The 26,844-nt window shown below is 61.4% G+C and carries 17 protein-coding genes and 1 pseudogene; 8 read left to right on the forward strand and 10 right to left on the reverse strand.

Going from position 1 to position 26,844, the window contains the following annotated elements; translation table 11 throughout:
• The first annotated feature begins 137 nt into the window (after positions 1–137).
• Complete coding sequence (locus tag E1K68_RS03635; RefSeq protein ID WP_094774657.1) at positions 138–2,204, forward strand: AsmA family protein; 2,067 nt, start codon at positions 138–140, stop codon at positions 2,202–2,204.
• A gap of 110 nt (positions 2,205–2,314) precedes the next feature.
• Here E1K68_RS03635 and E1K68_RS03640 read toward each other — a convergent pair whose 3' ends face one another.
• The gene (locus E1K68_RS03640) at positions 2,315–2,845 is read right to left on the reverse strand and encodes a ferritin-like domain-containing protein (protein WP_034125674.1); all 531 of its coding nucleotides are present in this window, start codon (positions 2,843–2,845) and stop codon (positions 2,315–2,317) included.
• Positions 2,846–2,942: 97 nt separating this feature from the next.
• Entirely contained in the window at positions 2,943–3,833 is an 891-nt protein-coding gene (locus tag E1K68_RS03645) for a DMT family transporter (RefSeq protein WP_057709618.1), read from the reverse strand.
• Between the two features lie 98 nt (positions 3,834–3,931).
• Here E1K68_RS03645 and E1K68_RS03650 point away from each other — a divergent pair, with 98 nt between their 5' ends.
• The 4 genes and pseudogenes from E1K68_RS03650 to E1K68_RS03660 all read left to right on the forward strand — a co-directional run bounded on the left by E1K68_RS03650 (position 3,932) and on the right by E1K68_RS03660 (position 6,282).
• A complete protein-coding gene (locus E1K68_RS03650) occupies positions 3,932–4,720 on the forward strand; it encodes a helix-turn-helix transcriptional regulator (protein WP_003188122.1) in 789 nt (262 codons plus the stop codon).
• Between the two features lie 71 nt (positions 4,721–4,791).
• Positions 4,792–5,091, forward strand: coding sequence for a PsiF family protein (locus tag E1K68_RS03655; protein WP_003188123.1), 300 nt, complete (start codon positions 4,792–4,794; stop codon positions 5,089–5,091).
• A gap of 58 nt (positions 5,092–5,149) precedes the next feature.
• Positions 5,150–5,236, forward strand: a pseudogene (locus tag E1K68_RS27675) (outer membrane lipoprotein carrier protein LolA); the annotation flags it as partial.
• A gap of 32 nt (positions 5,237–5,268) precedes the next feature.
• Positions 5,269–6,282 (forward strand): AI-2E family transporter, encoded by a 1,014-nt coding sequence (locus E1K68_RS03660; RefSeq protein WP_003188124.1) that lies wholly within the window; start codon positions 5,269–5,271, stop codon positions 6,280–6,282.
• Positions 6,283–6,787: 505 nt separating this feature from the next.
• Here the strand turns inward: E1K68_RS03660 and E1K68_RS03665 are convergent.
• The gene (locus tag E1K68_RS03665; protein WP_120247950.1) at positions 6,788–8,056 is read right to left on the reverse strand and encodes an Hsp70 family protein; all 1,269 of its coding nucleotides are present in this window, start codon (positions 8,054–8,056) and stop codon (positions 6,788–6,790) included.
• Positions 8,057–8,222: 166 nt separating this feature from the next.
• Between E1K68_RS03665 and E1K68_RS03670 the strand changes: the two genes are divergently transcribed.
• From E1K68_RS03670 to E1K68_RS03680, 3 genes are all read left to right on the forward strand, one after another.
• Complete coding sequence (locus tag E1K68_RS03670) at positions 8,223–15,170, forward strand: DUF6543 domain-containing protein (protein ID WP_212613788.1); 6,948 nt, start codon at positions 8,223–8,225, stop codon at positions 15,168–15,170.
• A gap of 230 nt (positions 15,171–15,400) precedes the next feature.
• Positions 15,401–16,339, forward strand: a complete 939-nt coding sequence (locus E1K68_RS03675) for a DnaJ C-terminal domain-containing protein (RefSeq protein ID WP_003188131.1) — start codon at positions 15,401–15,403, stop codon at positions 16,337–16,339.
• Between the two features lie 84 nt (positions 16,340–16,423).
• The gene (locus E1K68_RS03680) at positions 16,424–21,595 is read left to right on the forward strand and encodes a DUF6543 domain-containing protein (protein WP_212613789.1); all 5,172 of its coding nucleotides are present in this window, start codon (positions 16,424–16,426) and stop codon (positions 21,593–21,595) included.
• Here E1K68_RS03680 and ureC read toward each other — a convergent pair.
• The 7 genes from ureC to urtE form a co-directional block, all read right to left on the reverse strand.
• The gene (gene ureC / locus E1K68_RS03685) at positions 21,592–23,292 is read right to left on the reverse strand and encodes an urease subunit alpha (RefSeq protein WP_212613790.1); all 1,701 of its coding nucleotides are present in this window, start codon (positions 23,290–23,292) and stop codon (positions 21,592–21,594) included. The genes E1K68_RS03680 and ureC overlap by 4 nt on opposite strands.
• Before the next feature lie 111 nt (positions 23,293–23,403).
• On the reverse strand, positions 23,404–23,709 hold the full coding sequence (locus tag E1K68_RS03690) for an urease subunit beta (RefSeq protein WP_003188134.1): 306 nt from the start codon (positions 23,707–23,709) through the stop codon (positions 23,404–23,406).
• Positions 23,706–24,239, reverse strand: a complete 534-nt coding sequence (locus E1K68_RS03695) for a GNAT family N-acetyltransferase (RefSeq protein WP_003188137.1) — start codon at positions 24,237–24,239, stop codon at positions 23,706–23,708. The genes E1K68_RS03690 and E1K68_RS03695 overlap by 4 nt, the downstream gene beginning before the upstream one ends.
• A 5-nt stretch (positions 24,240–24,244) precedes the next feature.
• The gene (locus E1K68_RS03700) at positions 24,245–24,757 is read right to left on the reverse strand and encodes a GNAT family N-acetyltransferase (RefSeq protein WP_003188138.1); all 513 of its coding nucleotides are present in this window, start codon (positions 24,755–24,757) and stop codon (positions 24,245–24,247) included.
• Between the two features lie 9 nt (positions 24,758–24,766).
• A complete protein-coding gene (ureA, locus tag E1K68_RS03705) occupies positions 24,767–25,069 on the reverse strand; it encodes an urease subunit gamma (RefSeq protein WP_003171437.1) in 303 nt (100 codons plus the stop codon).
• A gap of 176 nt (positions 25,070–25,245) precedes the next feature.
• Positions 25,246–26,085, reverse strand: a complete 840-nt coding sequence (locus E1K68_RS03710; RefSeq protein ID WP_212613791.1) for an urease accessory protein UreD — start codon at positions 26,083–26,085, stop codon at positions 25,246–25,248.
• Between the two features lie 30 nt (positions 26,086–26,115).
• A complete protein-coding gene (gene urtE / locus E1K68_RS03715; RefSeq protein ID WP_003188142.1) occupies positions 26,116–26,814 on the reverse strand; it encodes an urea ABC transporter ATP-binding subunit UrtE in 699 nt (232 codons plus the stop codon).
• Positions 26,815–26,844: the final 30 nt, after the last annotated feature.

Consider the following 26,844-nt stretch of genomic DNA (forward strand, 5'->3'; position numbering starts at 1 on the left):
GTCTGGTTGATCAAGAAAATCGCTTTTTTCGGCTAAATCCGCCGTTGCGTTAAACCCCCCGGCACTTTGCCAGTCGTAGTCCTATAAGCTGTTTAAAAGGCTGTTGCCCAGCCAGTCGTATTCAGGAGTCCTGTGCAATGACGCGCACTCGTAAAATCGTCGCTTGGAGCTGCGCCAGCTTCGTTCTGTTAATGGCCATCGTGGTACTGGTGTTGGTGTTCTTCGACTGGAACCGCATCAAGCCGCCCCTCAATGCCAAGGTTTCCGAAGAGCTGCATCGTCCGTTCGCCATTAACGGCAACCTCGCGGTGGTGTGGCAGCGTGAGCCCGATGAAGGTGGCTGGCGCGCCTGGGTGCCGTGGCCCCATGTGATTGCCGAAGACCTGACCCTGGGTAACCCTGATTGGTCGAAACAACCGCAGATGGTCACGCTCAAGAAGGTTGAGCTGCGCATTTCGCCCCTGGCCTTGCTGGTGCAGCGTGTGGTGATCCCGCGCATCGACCTCACCGAACCGAGTGCCCAGTTGCAGCGCCTGGCGGATGGCCGTGCTAACTGGACCTTCAAGTTCGACCCCAAGGACCCCGACGCCGAACCGTCCAACTGGGTGGTGGACATTGGCGCCATCGGCTTCGACAAAGGCCATGTGACCCTCGACGATCAAAGCCTCAAGACCCAGCTGGATGTGATCATCGACCCACTGGGCAAGCCGATCCCCTTCGGCGAAATCGTCGGCGACGCCGATGCCAAGAAGGCCCTGGAAAAGGGCTCGGCGCCCCAGGACTACGCGTTCGGCCTCAAGGTCAAAGGCCAGTACCACGGGCAGAAGCTGGCGGGTACGGGCAAGATCGGTGGTTTGCTGGCCTTGCAGGACGCGGCCAAGCCGTTCCCGCTGCAAGCCCAGGTCAAGATCGCGGACACCAGCATCGCTCTGGCCGGCACTCTGACCGACCCGCTGAACCTCGGCGCCCTGGACCTGCGCCTGAAACTGTCGGGCAGTAGCCTGGGCAACCTGTACCCGCTGACCGGCGTGACCCTGCCGGACTCGCCGGCCTATTCCACCGACGGCCATCTGATCGCCAAACTGCATGAAGCCAGCGGCGCCTCCTTCCGCTACGAGAACTTCAACGGCAAGATCGGCAACAGCGACATCCACGGCGACCTGGCCTATGTCGCCAGCCAGCCACGGCCCAAGCTCAGCGGCGCGCTGGTGTCCAACCAGTTGCTGATGGATGACTTGGCGCCTTTGATCGGCGCGGACTCCAACGCCAAGCAAAAAGCCCGTGGCGGTGAAAGCAAACAGCCGGCGACCAAAGTGCTGCCGGTTGAAGAGTTCCGCACCGAGCGTTGGCACGATATGGATGCTGACGTCGAGTTCACTGGCAAACGCATCGTCCACAGTGCCGACTTGCCTTTCACCGACCTCTACACGCACTTGGTGCTCAACGACGGCCAACTGAGCCTCGAACCCCTGCGTTTCGGCGTGGCCGGTGGCAAGCTCGATGCGCAGATTCGCTTGAACGGCCGCACCACCCCGATGGAGGGCCGCGCCAAACTCACGGCGCGTAACTTCAAGCTCAAGCAGTTGTTCCCCACCTTCGAGCCGATGAAAACCAGCTTTGGTGAACTCAACGGCGATGCCGATATTGCCGGGCGCGGTAACTCGGTGGCGGCACTGTTGGGCACGTCCAACGGTGACCTGAAGATGCTCATCAACGATGGCGCCATCAGCCGAAGCCTGATGGAAATCGCCGGGCTCAACGTGGGCAACTACGTGGTGGGCCGTCTGTTCGGCGACGAGGAAGTGAAGATCAACTGCGCGGCGGCGGACTTCGGCATCAAGACGGGCCTGGCGACCACGCGGTTGTTTGTGTTCGATACCGAGAACGCGATCATCTACATCGATGGCACCGCGAATATGGCCACTGAGCAGTTGGACCTGACCATTACGCCGGAATCCAAGGGCTTTCGCCTGTTCTCCCTGCGTTCACCGCTGTATGTCAACGGGCCGTTTATCAAGCCCAATGCCGGCGTGAAGGCCATCCCGCTAGCCCTGCGCGGTGCCGGTATGGTCGCTTTGGGTGTGATTGCCGGGCCGGCCGCGGGCTTGCTCGCCTTGGTGGCCCCAAGCGGTGGCGAGCCCAATGAGTGCGCACCGTTGCTGCAACAGATGAAGGAAGGCAAGGCGCCCAAGACCGTGAAGTAACTGTGCGGGCTTGCCCGCGATAGCGGAGTATCAGTCAATGATTTATCAACTGATCCCACGCTATCGCGGGCAAGCCCGCTCCCACAGGGGGTATGTTGCGGTGTTAGTTATTACAGATCTTGCAGAATATCCGCCATATCGTCGGCGTGTTCTTCTTCCTGGGCCAGGATGTCTTCGAAGATGCGACGGGTCGTCGGGTCTTTGTCACCGATGTACTGGATGATCTCGCGGTAGCTGTCTACCGCGATCCGCTCGGCCACCAGGTCTTCGTAGACCATTTCCTTCAAGGTGTTGCCCGCCACGTATTGCGCATGGGAGTTCTTCGACAGCAGGTCGGGGTTGAATTCCGGCTCGCCGCCCAGCTGCACGATGCGCTCGGCCAGTTTGTCGGCGTGCTCGGCTTCCTGGGTCGCATGTTCCAGGAACTCATCGGCAGCCACGCTGGCCTTGAGGCCGTTGGCCATGAAGTAGTGACGCTTGTAGCGCAGCACGCAGACCAGTTCGGTGGCCAGCGACTCGTTGAGCAGGCGGATGATTTCTTCCCGGTCGGCGTCGTAGCCTTCGGTCACGGCGCCGTTTTCGACGTTCTGGCGGGCGCGGCTGCGCAGGGTTGCAACGTCAGTCAATCGTGCTTCAGTCATTTCAATCTCCTGGGGCTAATCCGGTTGTACGCCACGCTCTGCCGGCGTGATCGCTATTGGTTGTGAGTCCCGGGCCAGGCGAAAAGTTTTATCGGATTTAACAGGATGTGTCCTGAGGGCGTCTGACCGGTGTGGTCCAGCGCTCCGACAGAATTACGCCACCCAGGGTCAGCAAGCCACCCACCAGGTGATACAGCGCCAGCTCTTCCTTGAGCACCAGCGCGGCAATCAGCGCGGTAATCAAGGGCAGCAGGTTGAAAAACAGCGTGGTACGGCTTGGCCCCAGGGTCTTGACCGAGTGCATCCACGCCAACGGCGCCAACATCGACGCCAGCAGGCAGGCGTACAGCACCAGCGGAATATTCGCCCAGCCCAAACCGGCCTTGGCCGAGAACAGATACAGCGGCAGCAGCACCACCACCGCGACCAGCACCTGCAAATACAGCAGCACCAACGGCGGCAGGCGCAGTTGCCATTTTTTCAGCAGGGTGCTGTAGACCGCATAAGCCAACGTTGCCACCAGCATCATGCCGTCGCCCAGGTTGACCCCATGTTGCAGCAACGCGCCCAAGCTGCCGGCCGACACCACCACTACCACGCCTGCGAACGACAACATCGCGCCGGTCAACGCACCGAAGGTCAGGCGTTGGCCAAGGCTGATGATCGCAGCGGTCAGCGCCATCAACGGCATCAGCGACAGGATGATGCCCATATTGGTGGCGCTGGTCAGCGTCGCGGCGTAATAGGCCAGGCTTTGATACACCGCCATGCCCAGCACGCCGAGGATAAAGATCTTGCCCAGGTTGGGACGGATCTGCGGCCAGTGGGCGACCACCGGTTTGAGCATGAACGGCGTGAACAGCAACGCAGCGAACAACCAGCGGTAAAAGCCGATTTCAGCCGGGAAGATCGAGCCCACGGCCAATTTGTTGACCACGGTGTTGCCGGCCCAGATAAAGATAGCCAGCAGCGGATAAGCGTATTGCATTGAAAAGAAACCCAGTGTGTTGACGAGGCAGGATTATCCTCTGTCTGGATCGAGGCCTATACTGCGATCCAGACAACTGAGCGTTGAATCCAGACAACATGTCCCGACACACCGTACGCCTGCCCGATTTCGCCCGCCTGCCAAGCCCTGTGTACTTTCGGTATTCCGATTTTGCCCCGGACACCGAATGCACCCCGCACCAGCACACCTGGGGCTCGCTGGATTACTCGGCCAGCGGTGTGATGCGCATGGAAGTGGCGGGTAATCGCTTCATGTCGCCACCGCAATACGCCGTGTGGGTGCCGCCGCTTACCGAGCACAGCTCCTACAATGCCGAGGCGATTGTCTACCACTCTGTGGGCCTGGCGCCGCAGCTGTGCGAGCAGTTGCCGCAGCAGCCTTGCACGTTGGCGATCAGCGATATTCTCAAGGCCATCCTCAAGGATTTCGCCCTGCGCGATGTCAATGCACCGCGCACCGATGCTGACATCCGCCTGGCCCAAGTGCTGGTGGACCAGCTCCGGCAGGCGCCGGTCCACGACTGCTTCCTGCCCTACGCCCGCCACCCTGGGTTGCTTGGGGTCTTGGAGGGCATGCAGGCCGAGCCGGGAGACAACCGCCCGCTGGCGCAATGGGCCGAGCAGGTGCATGTGAGCGAGCGCACCCTGGCGCGCCAGTTTGTGCGCGAGCTGGGCATGAGCTTCGGCGAATGGCGCCAGCGCTTGCGCTACCTGGCGGCCATCGAAGCGCTGGACAGCGACCGCAGCGTGCAACACGTGGCGTTTGATCTGGGCTACAGCACCGCCTCAGCGTTTATCGCCATGTTCCAACGCCACGCCGGCTGCACGCCGGAGCAATACCGGCGGGCGAATATTCGTGGCCGGTGAAGTTGTAACAGGTTTTGACTACACTGCGCTGTAGGCCGTGCCCGTCGGCACGGTAACAGGGAGAAAACTCCATGAAGATGCTGCGTATTCCGTTGTTGATGATGGGCCTGCTGATGTGTGCCCAGGGTTTTGCCGCCACTGCCCAGCAAAACAAAATGACCACCTGCAATGCCGAGGCCACCACCAAGACGCTCAAGGGCGATGACCGTAAGGCCTTCATGAAGACCTGCCTGTCGGCACCTGCCGCCAACGACGCCAAGACCCTGACCCCGCAGCAGCAGAAGATGAAAGACTGCAATGCGTCGGCGAAAACCCAAGCCTTGGCCGGTGATGCGCGCAAAACCTTCATGAGCACTTGCCTGAAGAAATAATAGCCCCGGGCCATAGAAGGCTGCGACACTCGCACACAGCCCCTTTGTAGGAGCGAGCTTGCTCGCGAAAAACGTGAACGATCACACGGGCGCCCTGACTAAACGAGGCGCCCTTTCGTTTTTCGCGAGCAAGCTCGCTCCTACAACATCCTTCAACGCCGTTTGTTTTGAGGCTGTATGCCAACGTTTTCTCAGCGTCATGTGTTGTTGCTGTCCAGCTACATCATCATTTTCGGCGGGTTGCTGCTGGTACTGCCGCTGAAATTGCTGCCCAGCCTGCTGGCCGGCCTGTTGGTCTATGAGCTGGTCAACATGCTCACCCCTCAACTGCAACGCCTGATCGAAGGCCGGCGCGCGCGCTGGCTGGCGGTGGCCTTGCTGGGCACCCTGATCGTCAGCGTGCTGGCCTTGATTTTCGCCGGCGCCATCAGCTTCCTGCTCCACGAAGCGGAAAACCCCGGGGCGTCCCTGGATAAATTCATGGGGGTGGTCGACCGCGCGCGCGGGCAATTGCCGCCGTCCATCGACGCTTACCTGCCCGCCAGCGCCGCGGAGTTTCGCGTGGCTATTGGCGATTGGCTAAGCAAACACCTGAGCGAGCTGCAACTGGTCGGCAAAGACGCCGCCCACATGTTCGTCACCTTGCTGATCGGCATGGTGCTGGGCGCGATCATCGCCCTGCAGCGCGTGCCCGACCTGACGAAGCGCAAGCCCCTGGCCGCCGCGCTGTTCGACCGCCTGCACCTGCTGGTCCAGGCGTTTCGCAATATCGTCTTTGCCCAGATCAAGATCGCCGCGCTGAACACGGCCTTCACCGCGGTGTTCCTGGCGGTGGTGCTTCCGCTGTGTGGCATCCACCTGCCGTTGACCAAGACTCTGATCGTGCTGACCTTCCTGCTTGGCCTGCTGCCGGTGATCGGCAACCTGATCTCCAACACGTTGATCACCATCGTGGCGCTGTCGCTGTCGATCTGGGTGGCGGTGGCGGCGCTGGGGTATTTGATCGTGATCCACAAGGTCGAGTACTTCCTCAACGCGCGTATCGTTGGCGGGCAGATCAGTGCCAAGTCGTGGGAGTTGCTGTTGGCGATGCTGGTGTTTGAGGCGGCGTTCGGCTTGCCGGGGGTGGTGGCGGGGCCGATTTACTATGCTTATCTGAAGAGCGAGCTGAAGCTGGGTGGGATGGTTTAAACCTTGTGTCGCCTGGGCTGACGCCATCGCGGGCAAGCCCGCTCCCACATTGAAATGCGATCAACTGTGGGAGCTGGCTTGCCTGCGATGACGGCCTCACAGCCGGCCCCTATCTATCTGACGCCCCGCGATCAAACTGTGGGAGCGGGCTTGCTCGCGAAGGCGGCCTGACAGTCAACGCAGTTCGATTGTGTATATATCCATTGCTGCGGTAACGGCCACTTAGGGTTCCGCCCTGACGGCGGGTCACTTTGGAAAAGCCGGAATGCCGGCCCAGCCCAAAGTAACCAAAGGGCTCTTGCCCCACCACTCGGCACCTCGCTTAGGCTCGGTGTGCCCGTAATCCGCCGGCATCCCTGCCGGTTTACCCCCCAAATCCCTGTCGAATTCCGGCCAGCGTGGTTTGACGGGGCGCTTGAGATCAAAAGCAGATCAAGATCAAGAGCGGCTCGCTTCGCATCGTGGTTACTGTCGGAGGGGGGGGCGCCACGGTGTCAGCTACAACTCAGCAACCGTAACGCTTGCTCGCCTCAATCGCCAAACCACTGCCAATACTGCCGAAGATATTGCCTTCCACATGCCGCGCATTCGGCAGCATTGCCGAGATGCTGTGGCGCAGTGCCGGGATGCCGCTGGAGCCGCCGGTGAAGAACACCGTGTCCACTTGCGCCACGCTCACCGAGGCGTCGTTGAGCAACTGCGTGACGCTGCCGCGTACGCGTTCCAGCAGATTGTCGATGGACGACTCGAACAGCGCGCGGCTCAGGTCTACGCTCAGGCCGGCTTCGATGCGGTCCAGCGGCACGTGGCGGCTGTCTGCCTGGGTGAGCTGGATCTTGGTCTCTTCCACTTCCATGGCCAGCCAGTGCCCGGCGCGCTGTTCGATCAGCTTGAACAGGCGGTCGATGCCGCCGGTGTCTTCGATGTCGTAGCGCATGCTGCCCAGGGCCAGCTGGGATTTTTGTGAGTACACCGAGTTGATGGTATGCCAGGTGGCCAGGTTCATGTGGTGGCTGGTAGGCATGTAGGCGCCGCTTTTCATGCGGCTGCCGTAGCCGAACAGCGGCATCATGCCGGCTAGCGAGAGCTGTTTGTCGAAGTCGGTACCGCCGATGTGCACGCCGCCGGTGGCGAGGATGTCGCTCTGGCGGTTGTCGTTGTGACGACGCTCCGGCGACAGGCGCACCAGGGAGAAGTCGGAGGTACCACCGCCGATGTCGACGATCAGCACCAGCTCTTCTTTGGTGATGGTGGACTCGTAGTCGAAGGCAGCAGCAATTGGTTCGTACTGGAAGGAGATGTCCTTGAAGCCGATCTTGCGCGCCACGTCCACCAGGGTGTTTTCCGCTTCCTGGTCGGCCATCGGGTCGTCATCGACGAAGAACACCGGGCGGCCCAGCACCACTTCTTCGAACTCACGGCCGGCGTTGGCTTCGGCGCGGCTCTTGAGTTGGCCGATAAACAGGGCCAGCAGGTCGGTGAAGGGCATGGCGGTGCCGAGCACGCTGGTGTCGTGCTTGATCAGCTTGGAACCCAGCAGGCTCTTGAGCGAGCGCATCAGGCGGCCTTCGTAGTTCTCCAAGTATTCGTGCAGCGCCAGGCGACCGTACACCGGGCGGCGCTCCTCGAAGTTGAAAAAGACCACTGACGGCAATGTGATCTTGTCGTCCTCCAGCGCGATCAGCGTCTCCTCGCCGGGGCGGATCCAGCCGACGGTGGAGTTGGACGTGCCGAAGTCGATGCCGCAGGCACGGGCTGGGGATGCGTTTTTCATGTCTCACAGGTTCCGGGCAAAAAACGGCCGCGCAGTGTATGCCACTGGCGCGCGGATGCGTAGACCGGTGATCCGTAAATCCACCGGCATTCGTGTTACATAGCTACGTCTTGAGCCTGCCGGGGTTTGGCTAGGCTGCGGTTTTACCGCTCACGGATGAACCGCTATGCCTGATGCAACCTTCACCGCCGACCTGCGCGGCGTGCACTACGACTTCCTCAAACAACGCGTGCCAAGCTGGTTCCTGGAGGGCACGACCCAGCGCCAGGAAGAGCTGGGCCAGCACGAGATGGACATTCCTTCCTGGTACCTGGCCGCGACTCACCAGGACAAAACCGCCCTGGCCGCGCAGCACACACGTTTTCGCGAAACCCTCAATTCAATCGAAGCGCATCTCGGCCAGATCGACGACATCCTCGCGTTCGCCGAGCAGCCGCTCAAGGACGCACTCAAAAAGCAGTTCAACCTGGAGCTGGATGTACGCAATGTGTTCTTCGTGCGCAAATATGCCTACAAAGGTGCTCGCGATGATTTTTATGGCGCCTTCGTGTTTGACCAGCAAAACGATCCCTCCCTGACCCACACCTACCGAGGTGTCTCCCTGCTGGAAGCGGCCCTGGCCAATTTCGAGGCCGATGAAGAACAGCCATCGCCGTGCAACGATTGCCAACTCATTACCCGCTGGAACCCCGACAACCCCCATATCATCGCGACATTCGCGGCCGTCAGCGCCCACGCCGTGGCGATCAAGCCCCATGAGTTTGCCAAGCTGTGCCGCTCCCTGGACCTCGGCGCCCAGTATCACAAGCACATCAAGGAGGTGGTCGAACCCGACGCCGCCCAGGAGCGCGAGGCGCTGGAGCAAGTGCTTGAGGAGCATCAACGCCAGCAACTGGCGCTGAGCATCGAGATTGCCCGGTTGCAGTTAAACGGCGCGTTGAGTGCCGATGCCTATCAGATGCTCAAACAGGTGGTAGCCGGTTCCGGCACGCCGAAGCTTGCGGGTAAGCCGGTTACCTATGCCGCCCTCAAGGTACTGGACAGCGTGCTGGTGGGGCCGCTGCTGATCGGGCCAGACCGTGCACATTCGGACCGTACCGAGCGCCTGGTGGTGTACATACCCGGCGACCCGCAACAGCCGGTCAAGGAGTACGCCTCCAGTGGCGAGTTCATGGTCGACCTGCGCATGCGCTTGCACAGCGCGTCGTATCGACGCTTTTTCAGCCGCTTTGTACCGGTGCGCGAGCAAGGCGGATTTTTCGCTCGTTTCAACCGGTTGTACCAGCCCGCCGACAATGACAACGGCGGGACGGATTATCCGCTGCGTAAGGCGTTGGTGCATTTGCCCATGGACGAGTTCCTCCTCAGCGGTGATCTCTGGCAGCGCAGTCGCCAGGCGCATATCCGCAAGATCTTGAGTGATGCGCGGGCCGTGGCCGTACCCACCGAGGACGAGGACCGCAAGGCGCGGCTGGAGCGCCTGGAAAGTTTTTTCGATGCCGCTGTCAGCGTGTTCAACCTGGCGGCCTTCGTGGTGCCAGGGCTGGGGCCTATCATGCTGGCCGTGGGCGCGTCGCAGATGTGCTACGAGGTGTTTGAAGGGATAGAAGCCTATGGGCAAGGCGAGCCACGGCAAATGTGGGCGCATTTTGCGTCGGTGGCGTTGAACGTGGCGTTTATTGCCACCGGCGCCAAGGTGTTGCCCGCCATCAAATGGCAAAGCGCGGTGGACCACCTCAAGCCTGTGACGATGCCGTCCGGCAAGCAGGTGCTGTGGAACCCTGACCTCGCGCCCTACGCGTCGCCGGTCAAACCGGCGCCCGAGGCCAAGGCCAACGCGCTGGGCCTGTATAACCACGACGGTCAACAGTTGCTGGCATTCGAGGATGCGCATTATCAGGTCAGGCAAGACCCTCACACCGGCGATTACCGCATTCAGCACCCGACGCGGCTCGACGCTTATGCACCGGAGCTGGAGCACAACCACAACGGCGTTTGGACCCACGAGCTGGAAGAACCGCTGACTTGGGACGAATCAACCCTGCTCAAACGCTTGGGGCTTGCCGAGCAGGCCGACCCGCTGCGTATCAGCGGCGTCGACACCGACGTGTTGCGCCAGGCCGCGGTCCATCACGAGCCACTGCCGTTGCTGCTGGAAGACACGCTCAAGCGCTTCCAATTGCACCAACAGCTCACCACCTTTGTCGAGCAGATAAAAAGCAGCGACCCATTGGTGTACTCGAAAGCCGAACCGGCGCTGCAATTTGACCTGCTTCAGCGCCGTGGCCTGCTGCCCGACAACGTGGCGCTGAAAGTTATCGGCCCTCAGGGCGAGGTGCTCTGGGAGGCAGCTGATGCACCGGCGTCGGCCAGCAAGCGCGTCATGGTGGTGACCGAAAGCGCCATGGCCCAGGGCCGTTTGCTCCGGGAGTTGCTGTACACCTTGCAGGGTGTCGACCCGCTGCTCAAAGAGTTTCCAGGTAGCCCCGAGGAATCGCTGGAGGTGCGCGCGGGCAAGCTGCGCCATTATCTCGGCGATGCCGTTGACACCCTCAAGGGGCCGTTGCTGGAACAACGCTACCAAGTGCTGAACCCTACGACCGATGCCGATGTACAACGTTTGCTGGATACCTATCCTGCCTTGCCCACAGCGGTCGCCGAGCGTGTGTTGCAAGGGGCGACGACAGATCAACTGCAGGCCTTTCGCAACACGCGCCGCTTGCCCGAGCCCCTGGCCACGCAAGCCCGATGGTGTGCCCAGGAAACCCGGGTGGCCCGTGCCTATGAAGGGTTGCACCTGGACACCCTGACGCACCTCGACAGCCAGCGCCTGGCCTTGCGCACCCTGGAAACCCTGCCGGGCTGGCACCGCGGCTCGCGCATCGAGCTGCGTCAGTATTCGGCTGAAGGCACGGTGCTGGATGCCATCGGCTCCCCTGACTTTCCGCATAAACGCACGCTGGTATTGCTGGAACGCGGCGACTTCCAAGCCTCCATGCCCGGCGATTTTTACAGCGCTATATGGGAACAATTGCCGCTCGATGAACGCCAGCGCCTGGGTCTGAGCAGTGCCGCTGAACTGAAGCAGACGATTCAACGCAGCCCGTTACCGCGTGAACCGTTGCGCACGGTGCTGGAGGAGAACCCGTTGCGTAAGCCTGACTATGACCCGATGGCCAGGCTGTTGGGCGGCGCGCCTGGGGTGCGACAGTTGTTAAGGACGGCAGGGAGTGTGCTTCGCTCCCCGGCGGAGCGGGTACGGCGGTTGTTTCCAACCTTCAGCGACGAACAGGTCACAGCGTTCATTGAGTCGCTGGGCACAGACGTGCGGGGCGAGTTGGCCAGCCGTGAGTTGGAGTACCGCACCCTGAAAAAAACCTTGAAGGTCTGGGCACAAGCAAAGGGGCCGCGGGCCTTGGCCCCTTACAGCGAGGAGTGGCGTGTGAGCGAAGAGATCAAACGCTGCTGGCGCCGTGAGACCGGGAACCAACTGCACATTCGCCTGCCGAGGGACAGTCTCTATTGGGTGGATTTGCCCGGCATAAAAGGGGGCTTCGACCATGTCCGGGAGTTGGTGTTGTCGAATGTCAAATGGGGTGGGCATTCCAGTGCGTTGTTCCTCGAAAACTTTACCGAGTTGAACAGCCTGAGCATCACGGGGGCCGAAATGACCGAGCTGCCTGCGGTGATTGGCGACATGAAACAGCTCACGTCGCTGAAGCTGCACGCCAACGGCCTGCAGTTGACCGAACGCAGCGCGGGACTGTTAAGCGATCTCAATGCGCTGCAAGTGCTCGACCTGTCGAGTAACCCATTGGGGGTGACGCCAGACTTCAGTGGCATGCCCCATTTAAGAGAGCTGAATCTATTCTGGACGCGAATCGAGCGGTGGCCGTCGGGGTTGAGAGAGCAGGCCGGGCTGGAGCGCCTCGACCTGCGCCAGAACCGTCTGCAACAGGTACCGCAGGACAACCTGGTGCCGCCCGCGGATCAATTGGAAGCCGTGGCACGGATCAACAATGTCACCTTGCTTGAGGATAATCGCTTCCCGCCCGATTACTGGAAAACCTTCGATAAGTACTGGCAGGACCTGGCCCAGTCTCGACCCGACCTGTTGCAAGGGGCGCTTGAGGGCGCTTTCGACAGTAAAAATCCGCGCATCGAGAAGGTGGTGTACATGTACCCTGAGTACTCCGTGCAGAAGGCCAGGGCGCTTATCTGGTCCTGGGGTGAAGGGGCTGAGGCGCAGCTGAACCGCCTCTGGCAAGAGCACTCTGTGCTGCTCCGGCAGTTGAACGGATGGCTGTTTTCAGGCGGTGGTGAGCGCCAGCGCTATGTGCGTGTCGGCGAGCGTGCCAATGACGCAGGGTCTTTGCGTGACCGCCACCATGCCTGGGAGCGTATCTTGCGCTGCTGGAGGCAAGACACACCGCAACAGCTCACCAATGATGGCGAACCTTTCGGGCTTGAGTTGAACCTCAGTGATCTGAACCTGCCGAGCCTGCCTGACCTGGATGCGGATTTCAGCCATGTGGGTTCGCTCAAACTGAGCAATATGAACCTGCGAACCTCGCCGGAAGGGTTCCTCGCGCGTTTTCGCGGCGTGCGCTGGCTCGACTTGTCGAACAACCAGTTGCGTGAGTTACCGCCGGCGGTTGGGCAGATGCATGGCTTGACCCGCTTGTCCCTGCAAAACAACCGGATCCGCCTGACTGCCGATTCCGCGGCGATACTTTCCTCACGCATCACACTCAAGGCTCTGGTGCTCAATTCAAACCCTCTGAGCAGGGCGCCGGACTTCAGCCAAATGACCAATCTGCACTCGTTGGGCATGGGGGCCACCGGCCTCGATACGTGGCCTACCGGGTTGGACGAGCTCCCCCTGTTGGACATGGTGTACCTGCGAGGCAACAATATTTCCACCTTGCCCGATGCGCTGGTCGCACCGTCGGATGAGCAACTGGAACAGACACTGCGGGTCACCCGGGTCACCGACCTGGGCCTGAACCCGCTGTCCGCCGATACGCGTCAACGCATCAACGCCTACGGCGACCGGCTCACCGCCACAGAACGAGCAGCCAATCGATTGGTCGCCAGCGTGACGAGTGCGGTGGATGGCCCGGTGGAGCTGCATGGCGCGGATGCTCCGTTTCGGCGCTGGTCCACGGGCTTTTCCACTGAGCAATTGGCGCAGCGCCGGCTCCAGTGGTTCACCCTGCGTGCATTACCCGGTTCGGACGGCTTCTTTGAAGTGCTCCGGGACCTGGAAATAGCGCCCGCCGGTCTTGAGGACTTGCAGCGCCGCATCTGGGAGGTGATCGATGGCATCACGCAAAACAGCAATGAGTCCGAGCAGTTGCGCAAGGAGATGTTCGAGTGGGCGGGGCGGGCGGCCTGCTGTGACCGGGCGGCATTGACCTTCAGCAACCTGGAGATCCTGCTGATGACCCACAACGCCAAGGCGCTCGCTTTGGACTCGACCCAGGGTGCGGCCCTGCTGAAGCTGTCCAAGGGGCTGTTCCGTCTCGATGAGCTGGAAAAGATCGCCCTGGAGGATATCGACCAGCGCAGAGCCGCGATCACCGCACGCGAGGGCTTGACCCCCACCCAACGTGAGAGGGCCTTGAGGGCCGTGGAAGAGGTTGAGGTGCGCATGGCGTATCGCCATGGGCTCAAGGATCGCCTTGAATTGCCCGGTCAACCACAGCACGCCCGGTTTGCCCATTTCGGCAATGTGACCCAGGAAATGCTCGATGCGGCCTACCTACGGGTGCTCAGCCTGGATAACTCCGCCCAGGAGTTGCAAGCCATGCTCGCCAGAGACTTCTGGAAAGACTATGTGGCGAATAAATACCGTGCGCAGTTTGAAGCACAGAACGACCCCCATCACGATCAAATGGAAGCCTTGCAGCGCGATTTCGAGGCCGGGACACTGCCTCGCGCCAGCTACGACACCAAGGTCAAGGCATTGCAGGCGCAGTTCGAGATCGAAGAAGCGCAATTGATCGAACGCTTGAGTCGCGATGAAGTGGCGCAGGCGCTGATTCCGACGGCAAGCCTTGAAGTCTTGGTAGAAAGCGCCGGCCCCGGGCTGCAACTGTCTCAGGCGCAAGCCATCGACTTTAATGGCAAGCGCTACTTCGTGGCGAGCATGCCCGATGCGGGCGATGGCGAGCACTACGTGTTATGGGTACAAGCGGCGGATAACCCGTTGCGTTTGACCAGCAGCGCAATCGTCGCCAAGCCTGATGTCAATGGAGTGTGGCGACGTAGAGGCCTGGCGGGCGGGATGGTGCAGCCGGGGTCCGACGATGAGTTTGTCGATGCTTCGGAATCCATGCCGGTGAAGCCCTATACCACGGCCGAACTCAGTTACATGCGCCGGGAAGTGCACTTCACGGCCAACCCTAATCCGGTCGGCAGTTACATCCGCGCCAACAATGGCAAGTACCCCCTCAGGGATTACCAGGGCAGGCCGATCCGTATCCGCTCCCTGGAAAGGCAAGTGACCTTGGACTCCGGCACCCAATACACCTCCGCGCAGGTCAAACCCTACATTCAGTTTGAAGGGTATGAGCACGTCGGCGCACGCTATGAAGCGCAACTGCAACTGCGCACATTCACGGCACAGGATGTGAAAGTGCCGGGCGAAAAGGCGTTGATCGGCCAGTCCATGGTGGTGGCCAACCGGCGTATTGCCAAAGGGGAAATCGTCGGTGTATACGGCGGTACCGTATTGCCGTCGGGTATCTTCGGCGAGGGCGGCCAGACCTACACCATGAAGGTGGGCAGCCAGAGGGTTGCCCAGGGCAATAGTCTGGTGGAGCTGCCGATCCATTTGTCGGGGGACAATATTCTGTCGCGGATAAACACCCACTTTGAGTACGACGACAACGGCAAGCCGCTGCGCCAGGCGCCAGGTGGCTATAACGTCGAGACGGTGGGGTTTGATGTCGAGGCCGATATGTGGCTGGGCGTGGGGCCAGGGGCGCAGGTAAAGCGCAAACCCTTCATCCTCAACGCTCTTTTCGCCACAGAAGCTATCGCCGCGGGCACCGAACTGCGCATGGACTACCAGTACACCGAGGGGATGATAAAAAAGCAGTTCGCCTGATCCTACCCGCATCGGTAATCGGTCCGTCGTCGTAAATAGCGCTATCCCATCTTGAAAGGCGGCGTTTTGCCCCAATCTTGTGGGCATATCCAGGCGGTACACAGCCATTGCATGACGTCTGTGTGCCGCCGCTTAACTTATGACGCGCCCTGACATCAATTCCCAGGCTGCCAGCCATGGCGTGCCGTGTGGCGGGCTGCGCGATATCGATAACGGATGGTGATGCCCCCATGGATTTCAAAGACTACTACAAGATTCTCGGTGTCGAGCCGACGGCTGACGACAAGGAGATCAAGTCGGCTTATCGCAAGCTGGCGCGTAAATATCACCCGGACGTCAGCAAGGAAAAGGATGCCGAATCCAAGTTCAAGGATGCGTCCGAGGCCTATGAAGCGCTGAAAAGTGCCGACAAACGCGCCGAATACGATGAACTGCGCAAATACGGCCAGCATGGCCAGCCGTTCCAGGGGCCACCGGGTTGGCAGAGCCGTGGAGGCTTTGGTGGCGGCCAGGACGCGGGCGATTTTTCGGACTTTTTCAGTTCGATCTTCGGTTCGCGCGGCGATGCCTTCGGTGGCGGCCAGCGCCGTCCTACCGGGCGCAAGGGCCAGGATGTGGAGATGCAGCTCATGGTTTCCCTGGAGGAAACCCTGTCCACCGAGTCCAAGCAGATCAGCTTCCAGGTGCCACAGTACGATGCTTCCGGTCGGCATGTGAGCAACACCACCAAAAGCCTGAACGTGAAGATCCCGGCCGGTGTGGCCGATGGCGAGCGCATTCGGCTCAAGGCCCAGGGCGCGCCGGGCATTGGTGGCGGGGCCAATGGTGATTTGTACCTGATCATCAAGTTCGCACCCCACCCCAAGTTCGAGGTGGACGGCGAAAACCTGATCATCAACCTGCCGCTGGCACCCTGGGAACTGGCGCTGGGCACGGAAGTGGCCGTGCCGACTCTCACCGGCAAGATCAACCTCAAGGTGCCTGCCGGCAGCCAGAACGGCCAGCGCATGCGCGCCAAGGGCCATGGCTTGCTGAACAAGGCCGGGCAACGCGGCTATCTGTTCATCCAGCTCAAGGCGGTGATGCCCAAGGCGGCGGATGATGAGGTCAAAGCGCTGTGGGAGGCCTTGGCACAAAAGGCCGCGTTCAATCCGCGCGAGCAGTTCTGAACGGGTCATTGATTTAGTTAGCGCCAGGCGCAAAACCGGCGTGCCTAGGATGACAACCTCTTCCAAGAAAAAGGTTGTCATCCTATGCCGGACTTTCAGGTCACCGACCCCGCCACTCCGCTTCCCGGTGAGCAGGGCCAACATTACGAGCTGATCAAACAGGCGATTCCCACTTGCCTGGTCAACAGTTCGCCCTCCCGCCGCAAGGCCCTCAAAGATACGCCGCCGGCCATTCCCCGCTGGTATGACGCCGCTTCCCAAGCCCGTAAAGATCAGCTCAAAGTGCTGCTGGATGCCCGTTGCGATTCGCTCAACGAGCTGGAGAAAACCTTCAGTCACATACGCTCGGAGCAAGCGTTTGCCCAACCCTTGCTGGAAGCCAAGCTAAAGGCTATCGGCCATGAGCTGGACGTCAATCAAACCTGGTTGCGCCTGTATGTACCGGTCGAAGATGCCTTTGGCGTAAAAACCGGTGGCTTCAGGGTCAAAACGTTCTCCCTGCTGCACGCTGCCCTCGGCAACTTTGAGCAACGGGAGACTCGAGAGGGCTATTTCAACAGCGCCTCAGGTTTCATTACCCAACCGGACGTGCGCGATCATTTCGAGCGCCACACCACGACCCTGAAGATTCATGCGTTCACCCAGCTGTGCCGAGACCTGGACCTGGGCAAGCAGTACCAGGCTCACCTCAAGGCACAGTTGAAACCTGACGACGCCAAATCCCAAGCCGAACTGCGCGAACGTTACGTCCGGCATCAGAAAGCCGCCTTCAAGGCGGCGGCGTACCTGGCGTTGCTCAAAGGCGACATTGGCGACAGCGACCACGCGCTGCTGATGCGGGTGGCGGCCGGGGAAAAACATATTCTCAGCGACGGTAAGCCCATCGGGTATCGCAGCCTGAGCCTGATGAACCTGCATGTGCACGATTGCCTGGTCATCGACACTTGCGCCAAGCCTGGCTACACCTGCTGGGTCATCGTCTATATTCCCGATGACCCCGACCATCCCATCAAGCGTTATGAAAGCTTCAATGACTTTCGCAATGATTTGACCGAGCGCCTGAGCGCGAAAACCACCCAGCAAGCTGACCGCTCCCAAGGCTGGAAGGCTACGCCGAACCAGCATTTTTTTGCCCGGTTCGTTGCCGACAAAGACCGCGCCTACTACTACAAACGACTGACCGAACTGGTGCTGGACGCACCTCCCCAGCCGTTTGGTGCACAGGCCTTGCGATCGGAGTGGGGGCGCTTGCTGACTTCTCCGTCCTTTGCCACGCCTTCGGCACTGGGCGAACCCCAGCCCTACGTGCGTGTGCATGCCACTGCCCCTGAATTCAACATTCGCGCCCACACCCTGACGGACCTATGGCAAGTTGCAGACCTGTGGACCTATCGCCTGGGCAGCCTGCGTACGCGGCTGTTCGAGAACGCCCGGCATCGTGCGGTGAGCACCGCCGATGTCGATGAGGCCTCGCGTTCACTGCGCGCTGCGCATTACCTGAGTATCGGCCTGTTCGGCCTGAACCTGGTGGCCATGGCGGTGCCGCCGCTGGGTGTGGTGATGGCCGTGGCGATGGCCGGGCAAATGCTCTACGAAGTCATCGAAGGTGTCATCGAGCTGAGCGAAGGCGACCGTGAAGCGGGCTGGGCGCACATTACCGATGTGGTGGAAAACCTGGCGACGCTGGCCGCACAGGCGGCGGTGTTTCATTTTACCGTCTCGCCGTTCATCGAGCAGCTCAAGGCTGTCACCTTGCCCAGTGGCAAGACCCGGCTGTGGAATCCCGACCTATCGGCCTACGAGCACTCCTCTTCGTTACCAGCGGTGGCAGCGGATGAGCAGGGCCTGCACCGGCACAACGGCCAAACCGTGCTGCCATTGGAGGGTAAACGCTATGCCGTGCAACAAGACCCGCTGACCGAGCAATACCGTATCCTCCATCCCACACGCGCCGAGGCCTATCAACCGATATTGAAGAGCAACAGCGCTGGCCTGTGGAACCATGAAGTGGAACGCCCGCACACCTGGGAAGGCGCCACGTTGATGCGGCGATTGGGCCCGGTGACGGAGGGCTTCAGCGATGCCGAGTTGGAGCAGGCGCGCAGCGTGGCGGCTGTGAGTGAGGACGTGCTGCGCCGCGTGCATGTGGAAGGCGAGCCGGTACCGGCGATCCTGCTCGACACCCTGCGCCAGTTCAGGGCGTATCGCGATGCGGTGAACGTCGCCGAGGGCATTCGCCAGGGCTCGCTCAGCAGCGCACTGTGCAGCTATGCCGCATCCCTGGCGGTGGAGTTGCCGGGATGGCCAGCGAGCAAGGCGATCGAGGCATTTGCCGGCACCGAGTTGAGCGGGCCGTCGATCAAATACGGTAATCAGCAGGCCGCGGCGGCGGACACCGTGCAGGTCCACCGCGCCGATTTGATGAGCGGCCAGTTGCCCATACGCATTATCGAAGCGCTCAGCGAACCTCAGCGCGATGCTCTGGTGGGCAGTTACACCGCCCGCACACCCGAGGCGAGAACCGAGGCCCTGAGATTGAAACTCGAACAAAGGGCCATCGAGGTGCGCGAGCGGTTGATGAAGAGTATCTACGTCGAGCAGCAGCCACCCTCCGACACCGCGATTATGCTGATCCAGCGCGACTTCAGTGGCGTGCCGACGATTTTGGCGCGCGAAGTGCTGGTGGACGCGACGCCGAGCGAGCGCGACACGATGAACCGCGCCAAGCGCATTCCCCTGCGCCTCGCTGAAAAGGCGCGCCGGGCGCAGCAGCAAATGCGCCTGACCCTCGCGTATGAAGGCTTGTACCTCGACGCGTTGGCCGGCCCAGACACCGAAACCCTGGCCCTCAACACACTGGCGGCGCTTCCCGGCTGGTCGGACAATCTGCGTCTGGAAGTTCGCGAAGGCCGGCTTGAAGGCCCGCTGCGCGCCAGCTTTGGCCCTCTGGAGGCGAGCAATCGCAAGGTGCTGGTGCGCGTGGAGGATGGGCGCTACCAAGCCTTTGATGAGCGCGGCCAGCACCTGCATGGGCTCAATGGTTTCTATGGTGCTTTGCAGCATGCGTTGACCGATGCCCATCGCAACGCGATTGGCGTGCCCCACGTCGGCCAGGGTGAGCAATTGAAGGGGTTGATCAAGCAGCATGCAATAGGCCGAGTACCGTTGCGCAAAGCCTTGGGCATGTCGCCGGAAAAACTGGCGTTTTTTCGACCGCCGAGCGTGTTGCCGGGTGAGCGTCGCGGCTATCCATTGAGCGGGCGGGGTGGCACTGATTGGGAGAGGATCACACGGGAACGGATTCGCAGCCTGTACCCGGAGATCACCCGGGACGAAATGCTCGCCATGATCAACGAGCGCGGCGCGCTGGATCTGAGCTGGCTGCGCGCGCTGGAGCAAGAGCACAAGACCCTGCAATCCACCTTGCATAAATGGCTGAGCACACAACCCGAGGGCATGGAGGCGTTTGGTGAACAGCATCGCAAGATGCTAAGGGCCAGGCGCAAGATTTATGCAGCGCTGGATGACGCCTGGCGAAAGGTTGGCCCACGGCACTACGACAGAAGTGGGCGGCTCTTGGGGCAGAAAATCGAATGGTTGGAAGAGGACCTGGCGCAGCAGTTACGGACCTTGCCCGCGCTGACCGCAGACTTCGACCATGTCAGTTACCTGGGCATTGTCGGAACCGCAGGCTCGGAGCTGGCGGATGCGGACGTGCAGCCATTGCTCGCGAACTTTCGCGGGCTGCGTCGATTGGGGATCGAGGCTGCTCAACTGACACGCCTGCCGTCCGCCATCGAACACATGCCGCATCTGCAGCGCTTGCATTTGGGCGGCAACGATATTGTCCTGACGCCTGAAGACGTCCTGCGCTTGAAAGATCGGGTGCATCTCAAGGAGTTGTTTTTGGACATGAACCCACTCGGCTTGCCACCCGATGTCGGGCGCATGCCGCGCTTACAGACCTTGCTGCTTAATGACACAAGCCTGGAGGAGTGGCCTGCCAGTGTGTTCCGTGTGCCCAGGCCGGAAAATTTCATTCTGGATATGCGGCAGAACCCAATAGCGCGGATTCCCGAGTTCGCGCCGGGCTCGGATAAGGCACTGATTGTGGCGAAAACCTTCCTCACCCGTGAAGAGCTGACGCCTGAGCTGCTTGCTCAATTCAAGCGGTACATCGAGGCCGCTGGCCGCGATCCGGATCGCCAGTTGCCCAAGAGAGGGGCGCTGGACAGCCAGCAGTGGAAAACCGGTTATTCGGCGCAGGAGTGGCCCTCCAGGCAAGTGTTGTGGGACATGTTGGAAGAGTCGTTTGGCTCCGAGGGTTTTTTCAATCTTCTTCGTGCCGTCAGGCGTTCGGGGGATGCGACAGCCGCTAGCGGTGTGTGGTTGCCAGAGCTGACAGCGAAGGTCTGGCGCATGCTCGAGGCCATGGGCGAGGATGCCCAGTTGCGCGAGCAACTGTTCCTGATGGCCAGGGACCCCGCAGCCTGCGTGGACGCCGGAGCCCAGATGTTCAATGCGATGGGCGTTGCCGTGCTGCATTGGTCGGCGTACTTCAGCGAGGATGTGGCCTCCGTGCGCAAGGCTGTCTTCAACCTGGCCAGGGGCAAGTGGCGGCTCGATGAGTTGGGCCGTATCGCCCATGAGCGCGTGTCCCAACTGCAGGCCGACGGCGTCAAGTTTCCGGAGTACGACGCGCAAGGCGCACGCGTCGATCATTACGATGCCCACGGCAATGTGATCGCCGATATCGACGAAGTCGAGATCTACCTGGCGTACACAACGCCACTGGCAACCCGCCTGGACCTGCCCTGGCAATCGCGGAGCATGATGTTCCGCGAGGATTATGTGACGGCGCCCATGGTCGAGACGGCATTCAACCGCGTACAACTGCTGGACCAAGGCGAACTGCTGCGTGGCAACCTGCTGGAGCAACCGATGTGGACCGACTTTCTGCAGCGCGCTCATTCCGCTGACTACGCGCCGATTGCCGCAAAGTTCGATGCACTGATCGACTATCAGGCCGCGCAGGAACAATGGGCTGGCGCTGCCCACCTCCCCGAGAGAGCGAGGCAGGCCCTGCGTCAAACCATCAGCCAGACGGCCCGGCGCCTGGGCCGATCGGCTTCGGAAAGTGAACCGGGGCAGTTGATGTCCCAGCAAGACTACGATGACACCTTTGGCCGCATCAATGCCGACCTGATCACCTTGAACCAGACGCTGACCGATCAAGCGATCAGCGCCATCCTCTAGAACAGGAAGTACCGCTGGGCCATCGGCAACACCTCGGCCGGTTCGCACCACAGCAACTGACCGTCAGCCTTGACCTGATAGGTTTGCGGGTCAACCTCGATATCCGGCAGGTAATCGTTGTGGATCAGGTCGGTTTTCTGCACATCGCGGCAACCCTTGACCACCGCGATCTGCTTCTTCAGGCCCAGGGCCTCGGGCAGTCCGGCCGCCTGCGCGGCCTGGCTGATAAACGTCAGGCTGGTGGCGTGCAGGGAGCTGCCGAAGCTGGCGAACATGGGGCGGTAATGCACCGGCTGCGGCGTCGGGATCGAGGCGTTGGCGTCGCCCATCAGGCTCGAAGCAATGGCGCCGCCCTTGAGGATCAGCGTGGGCTTGATGCCGAAAAAAGCCGGGCGCCACAGCACCAGGTCGGCCCATTTGCCGACTTCGATGGAGCCGACGATATGACTGATGCCGTGGGTGATCGCCGGGTTGATGGTGTATTTGGCGATGTAGCGCTTGGCGCGGAAATTGTCGTTGCCGGGGCCGTCGCCGGGCAGCGGGCCACGCTGTTTTTTCATCTTGTCGGCGGTCTGCCAGGTGCGTGTGATCACCTCGCCGACGCGGCCCATGGCCTGGCTGTCGGAACTGATCATCGAGAACGCGCCGAGGTCGTGCAGGATGTCTTCGGCGGCGATGGTTTCGCGGCGGATGCGGCTTTCGGCGAAGGCCACGTCTTCGGCAATGCTCGGGTCCAGATGGTGACACACCATCAACATGTCCAGGTGTTCGTCGATGGTGTTACGCGTGAACGGCCGCGTCGGGTTGGTGGAGCTGGGCAGCACATTGGGGAAACCGCAGGCCTTGATGATGTCCGGTGCATGGCCGCCACCGGCACCTTCGGTGTGGTAGGTGTGGATGGTGCGGCCCTTGAGCGCGGCGAGGGTGGTTTCGACAAAGCCCGACTCATTGAGGGTGTCACTGTGGATCGCCACCTGCACGTCGTAGGCATCGGCGACGCTCAGGCAGTTGTCGATGCTCGCCGGCGTGGTGCCCCAGTCTTCGTGCAGCTTCAAGCCGATCGCACCGGCCTTGACCTGCTCGATCAGCGGCTCGGGCAAACTGGCGTTGCCCTTGCCGGTAAAGCCAATGTTCATCGGGAACGAATCGCTGGCCTGCAGCATCCGCGCAAGGTGCCACGGGCCGGAGGTGCAGGTGGTGGCGTTGGTGCCGGTAGCCGGCCCCGTGCCGCCGCCGATCATGGTGGTGACGCCGCTGGTCAGAGCCTCTTCGATCTGCTGCGGGCAGATGAAGTGCACATGGGAGTCGATGCCGCCCGCCGTGAGGATCATGCCTTCCCCGGCGATCACTTCGGTGCTGGCGCCGATGGCCATGGTCACACCGGGCTGGATGTCCGGGTTGCCAGCCTTGCCGATAGCGTGGATGCGGCCGTTCTTGAGGCCCACGTCAGCCTTGATGATGCCCCAGTGGTCGATGATCAGCGCGTTGGTGATCAGCGTGTCGACCACTTCATGGGCGAGCAACTGGCTCTGGCCCTGGCCGTCACGGATCACCTTGCCGCCGCCGAATTTGACCTCTTCGCCGTAGACGGTGAAGTCCTGTTCCACTTCGACGAACAGTTCGGTGTCGGCCAGGCGCACCTTGTCACCGACGGTGGGGCCGTACATGTCGGCGTAGGCTTGGCGGGTGATTTTCATGTGTGTGCCCTGAAGAATAGGTGTTGAATGTGAAATCGCTATCGCAGGCAAGCCAGCTCCCACAGGGGGTTGCATTTCAACTGTGGGAGCTGGCTTGCCTGCGATGAGGCCCTAAAGGTCGCCCATGACTCGCCCTGCAAACCCAAATACCCGCCGCCCACCACCCAAATCCACCAACTCCACCTCCCGACGCTGCCCCGGCTCAAACCGCACCGCCGTGCCCGCCGGAATATTAAGGCGCATGCCACGGCTGGCCGCTCGGTCGAATTCCAGCGCGTCATTGGTCTCGAAAAAATGGTAATGCGAGCCCACCTGAATCGGCCGGTCGCCGCTGTTGGCTACGCCGAGGGTGAGGGTGCGGCGGCCGACATTCAGTTCGATCTCGCCAGGCTGGATCTGATATTCACCAGGAATCATGCAGGTTGCCCCAGGGTCTTGAAGTAGATGGCGGTCGGGCTGTAGCGCCCGTCCGGGCTTTGGCAATAGTCGGGCAGCTCACCGATCTTGGTGTAGCGCAGCGACTGGTAAAAGGCTTCGGCGCCGGAGCCGGCCTCGGTGTCCAGGTACAACAGGCCACGCTTGTGCTGGCGCGCGGCGAGTTCCAGGGTATTCATCAATTGCTGGCCCAGGCCATGGCGACGGGCGCTGCTGTGCACCAGCAACTTCTGCACCTCGGCGCGGTTCAGGCCGTTGGCTTTCTGGCACAGCGCCAATTGCACGCTGGCGATCACCTGCTCGTCGCGCACCACCACCCACAGCAGCAGGCTGCTGTCCTCGACACCGGCTTGCACGCTGCTCAGGTAGTCCCGGGCCTGGGCCTCATCGAAGTCGGCCATGAAGCCCACCGAAGCGCCATGCTGCACCGCGTCCAGCAACAGCTCGATCAAGCCCCGGCGGTAATGGGCAAAGCTTTCCGCATTGACTCGACGCAGTTGTGCAGCGCTCATCGATGTCACTCCTTGGGCGGTTGTGCGCCCGGGTTCAAGGTCAGTTGCATAAAGGTCAGGTCGAGCCAGCGGCCAAACTTGATACCCACCTGGGGCATTTGCCCGGTGGTGATAAAACCCAGGCGTTCGTGCAGGCGGATCGAGGCCAGGTTGCCGCTTTCGATGGCCGCGACCATCACATGTTTGCCACAGGTGCGGGCGCGCTCGATTAACGCCGCCATCAGCCCTGGACCGAGGCCTTTGCCGCGCTGGTCGTTGCGCACATATACCGAGTGCTCGACGCTGTAGCGAAAGCCTTCGAAGGGGCGCCAGTCGCCGAACGAGGCGTAGCCGGTGACCTCGTCATTTTCCACGGCTACCAGGATCGGATAGCCCTGGGCCTGGCGCGCACTGAACCAGGCCTGGCGGTTAGCCAAGTCCACCGGTTGCTCGTTCCAGATCGCCGTGGTGTTCAACACCGCATCGTTGTAGATGGCGCGAATCGCCGGCAGGTCGTGTTCGGTTGCATCACGAATCATGGCCGCGCCTCAGGCAATGGGCTGGTGGACGGTGACCAGCTTGGTGCCGTCGGGGAATGTAGCTTCCACCTGGATATCCGGGATCATTTCCGGGATGCCTTCCATCACTTGTTCGCGGCTGAGCAGGGTGGTGCCGTAGTGCATCAGGTCGGCCACGGTGCGGCCATCGCGGGCGCCTTCCATCAGGGCGGCGGAGATATAGGCGATGGTCTCCGGGTAGTTGAGCTTCACCCCGCGCGCCAGGCGCCGCTCGGCGACCAGGCCTGCGGTGAAGATCAGCAGTTTGTCTTTTTCCCGTGGGGTCAGGTCCATGGTTCAGGGTCCTTCATAAAATTCATTCCTAAATGCAAAGAAGATCCCATGTGAAGCTGATTTATGTGGGAGCTGGCTTGCCTGCGATACAGGCGACTCGGTGTATCTGATGTACCGAGGTGATGCCATCGCAGGCAAGCCAGCTCCCACAGGGGGCAGGTTCCACAGTTTGATCTTCATGTGCTCCAGATTCGTGGTGATACGGCTTCGCGTCCAAGCATGGCGGGGCGCAATAGCCGCCATAAATCAATCAACCACCCCCGCGCCAGCAGCGCTTCACTGGCCAAACAACGCGCCACCAGTAAGCCAGGCAATTGGGTCAAATCCCCGCGCACCGCGTGGGGCAGTGAGCGGCATTGCTCAAGCAGTTCAGGAGCGATCTCGCCGGTCACCAGCAACGTGGCAAGCACCGGCTGCCCATCCAGCCCGATAGGCGAATCCAACAACCCATCGGCGCCCACAATGCGCTGGCGCTCGTGCCAGAGCAACTGGCCGTCGCGGCGAATGTCCAGGTGCGATTGAAAGTGGCCCAGGTCGAACCGTTCGCCACTGGCCGGGCGGCCCAGGGCGACCACATCCCAGTAGAACAACCGCGCATCGCCCAGCAGCTCGATTCGCGTGGTGAGTTCGGCCTGGGCGGCGCTGAACACGATGGTTTCCTGGGGCAGCCATTCCAGGGTCGCGCCGGCTTCCACGGTCAGTTCCAGTTGTTGAAACGCCGGGCCGCTGGCGCGGTACCACTTGGCGGCGCCGGGGCTGGTCAGTTGTGCCCAGGCTCCTGTGCCGACATGGGCGCTGATGTCCAGGCGATCGCCACCGGCAATCCCGCCGGGTGGGTGCACGATGATGTGCTGGCACACCTCGGGGCCTTCGGCGTACAGGTGCTTTTGCACCCGTAGCGGGCCCAGGTGGCGGCGCAGCACCGGGCGCGTGGTGTCTTTGACACGCGCATAGCCGAGTTCCAGCGCGGCGTGCCAGCTGGGCGTGAACAGGGCAGGGGTAACGGGCAGGTTCATGGCGTGTGCTTATCGTTAGGAGGCTACAGATTAGATGGTTACCAGCCCACGCACACCCTCGCTTTCCATATTTTCACCACGGCCCTGCTGCACGATTTCCCCACGGGACATCACCAGGTACTGGTCAGCCAGTTCAGCGGCAAAGTCATAGAACTGCTCCACCAACAGGATCGCCATATCGCCTCGCTCCGCGAGCTTCTTGATCACCGCGCCGATTTCCTTGATCACCGACGGCTGGATGCCTTCGGTGGGCTCATCGAGGATCAACAAGCGCGGGCGGCTGGCCAGGGCGCGGCCAATCGCCAACTGTTGCTGCTGCCCGCCGGACAAGTCACCGCCGCGCCGATGCTTCATTTGCAGCAACACCGGGAACAGATCGTAGATGAAGGCCGGCACTTCCTTGGCTTCGGAACCGGGGAAGCGCGACAGGCCCATCAGCAGGTTTTCTTCCACGGTCAGCCGCCCGAATATCTCCCGGCCCTGGGGCACGTAGGCGATGCCGGCATGCACACGCTGGTGCGGCTTGAAGCCGGTGATGGCCTTGCCTTCCCAGTTCACTGCACCTTCCTTGGCCGGCAACAGGCCCATCAGGCACTTGAGCAGGGTGGTCTTGCCCACGCCGTTACGCCCGAGCAGGCAGGTGACTTCGCCGATCTTCACGTCGAAGGACAGCCCGCGCAGAATATGGCTACCGCCGTAATACTGGTGCAGCTTGTCGACTTGCAGCATTCTCAAAACCTCCTCAATGTGATCGTTCCC

Source organism: Pseudomonas sp. B2021, from assembly GCF_018135665.1.
Lineage (GTDB): Bacteria > Pseudomonadota > Gammaproteobacteria > Pseudomonadales > Pseudomonadaceae > Aquipseudomonas > Aquipseudomonas lactis.

Excerpts from the sequence above, each read along its gene's own strand:
- E1K68_RS03635 (WP_094774657.1), top strand. The coding sequence starts at position 138 with ATGACGCGCACTCGTAAAATCGTCGCTTGGAGCTGCGCCAGCTTCGTT.
- E1K68_RS03640 (WP_034125674.1), bottom strand. The coding sequence starts at position 2,845 with ATGACTGAAGCACGATTGACTGACGTTGCAACCCTGCGCAGCCGCGCC.
- E1K68_RS03645 (WP_057709618.1), bottom strand. The coding sequence starts at position 3,833 with ATGCAATACGCTTATCCGCTGCTGGCTATCTTTATCTGGGCCGGCAAC.
- E1K68_RS03650 (WP_003188122.1), top strand. The coding sequence starts at position 3,932 with ATGTCCCGACACACCGTACGCCTGCCCGATTTCGCCCGCCTGCCAAGC.
- E1K68_RS03655 (WP_003188123.1), top strand. The coding sequence starts at position 4,792 with ATGAAGATGCTGCGTATTCCGTTGTTGATGATGGGCCTGCTGATGTGT.
- E1K68_RS03660 (WP_003188124.1), top strand. The coding sequence starts at position 5,269 with ATGCCAACGTTTTCTCAGCGTCATGTGTTGTTGCTGTCCAGCTACATC.
- E1K68_RS03665 (WP_120247950.1), bottom strand. The coding sequence starts at position 8,056 with ATGAAAAACGCATCCCCAGCCCGTGCCTGCGGCATCGACTTCGGCACG.
- E1K68_RS03670 (WP_212613788.1), top strand. The coding sequence starts at position 8,223 with ATGCCTGATGCAACCTTCACCGCCGACCTGCGCGGCGTGCACTACGAC.
- E1K68_RS03675 (WP_003188131.1), top strand. The coding sequence starts at position 15,401 with ATGGATTTCAAAGACTACTACAAGATTCTCGGTGTCGAGCCGACGGCT.
- E1K68_RS03680 (WP_212613789.1), top strand. The coding sequence starts at position 16,424 with ATGCCGGACTTTCAGGTCACCGACCCCGCCACTCCGCTTCCCGGTGAG.
- ureC (WP_212613790.1), bottom strand. The coding sequence starts at position 23,292 with ATGAAAATCACCCGCCAAGCCTACGCCGACATGTACGGCCCCACCGTC.
- E1K68_RS03690 (WP_003188134.1), bottom strand. The coding sequence starts at position 23,709 with ATGATTCCTGGTGAATATCAGATCCAGCCTGGCGAGATCGAACTGAAT.
- E1K68_RS03695 (WP_003188137.1), bottom strand. The coding sequence starts at position 24,239 with ATGAGCGCTGCACAACTGCGTCGAGTCAATGCGGAAAGCTTTGCCCAT.
- E1K68_RS03700 (WP_003188138.1), bottom strand. The coding sequence starts at position 24,757 with ATGATTCGTGATGCAACCGAACACGACCTGCCGGCGATTCGCGCCATC.
- ureA (WP_003171437.1), bottom strand. The coding sequence starts at position 25,069 with ATGGACCTGACCCCACGGGAAAAAGACAAACTGCTGATCTTCACCGCA.
- E1K68_RS03710 (WP_212613791.1), bottom strand. The coding sequence starts at position 26,085 with ATGAACCTGCCCGTTACCCCTGCCCTGTTCACGCCCAGCTGGCACGCC.
- urtE (WP_003188142.1), bottom strand. The coding sequence starts at position 26,814 with ATGCTGCAAGTCGACAAGCTGCACCAGTATTACGGCGGTAGCCATATT.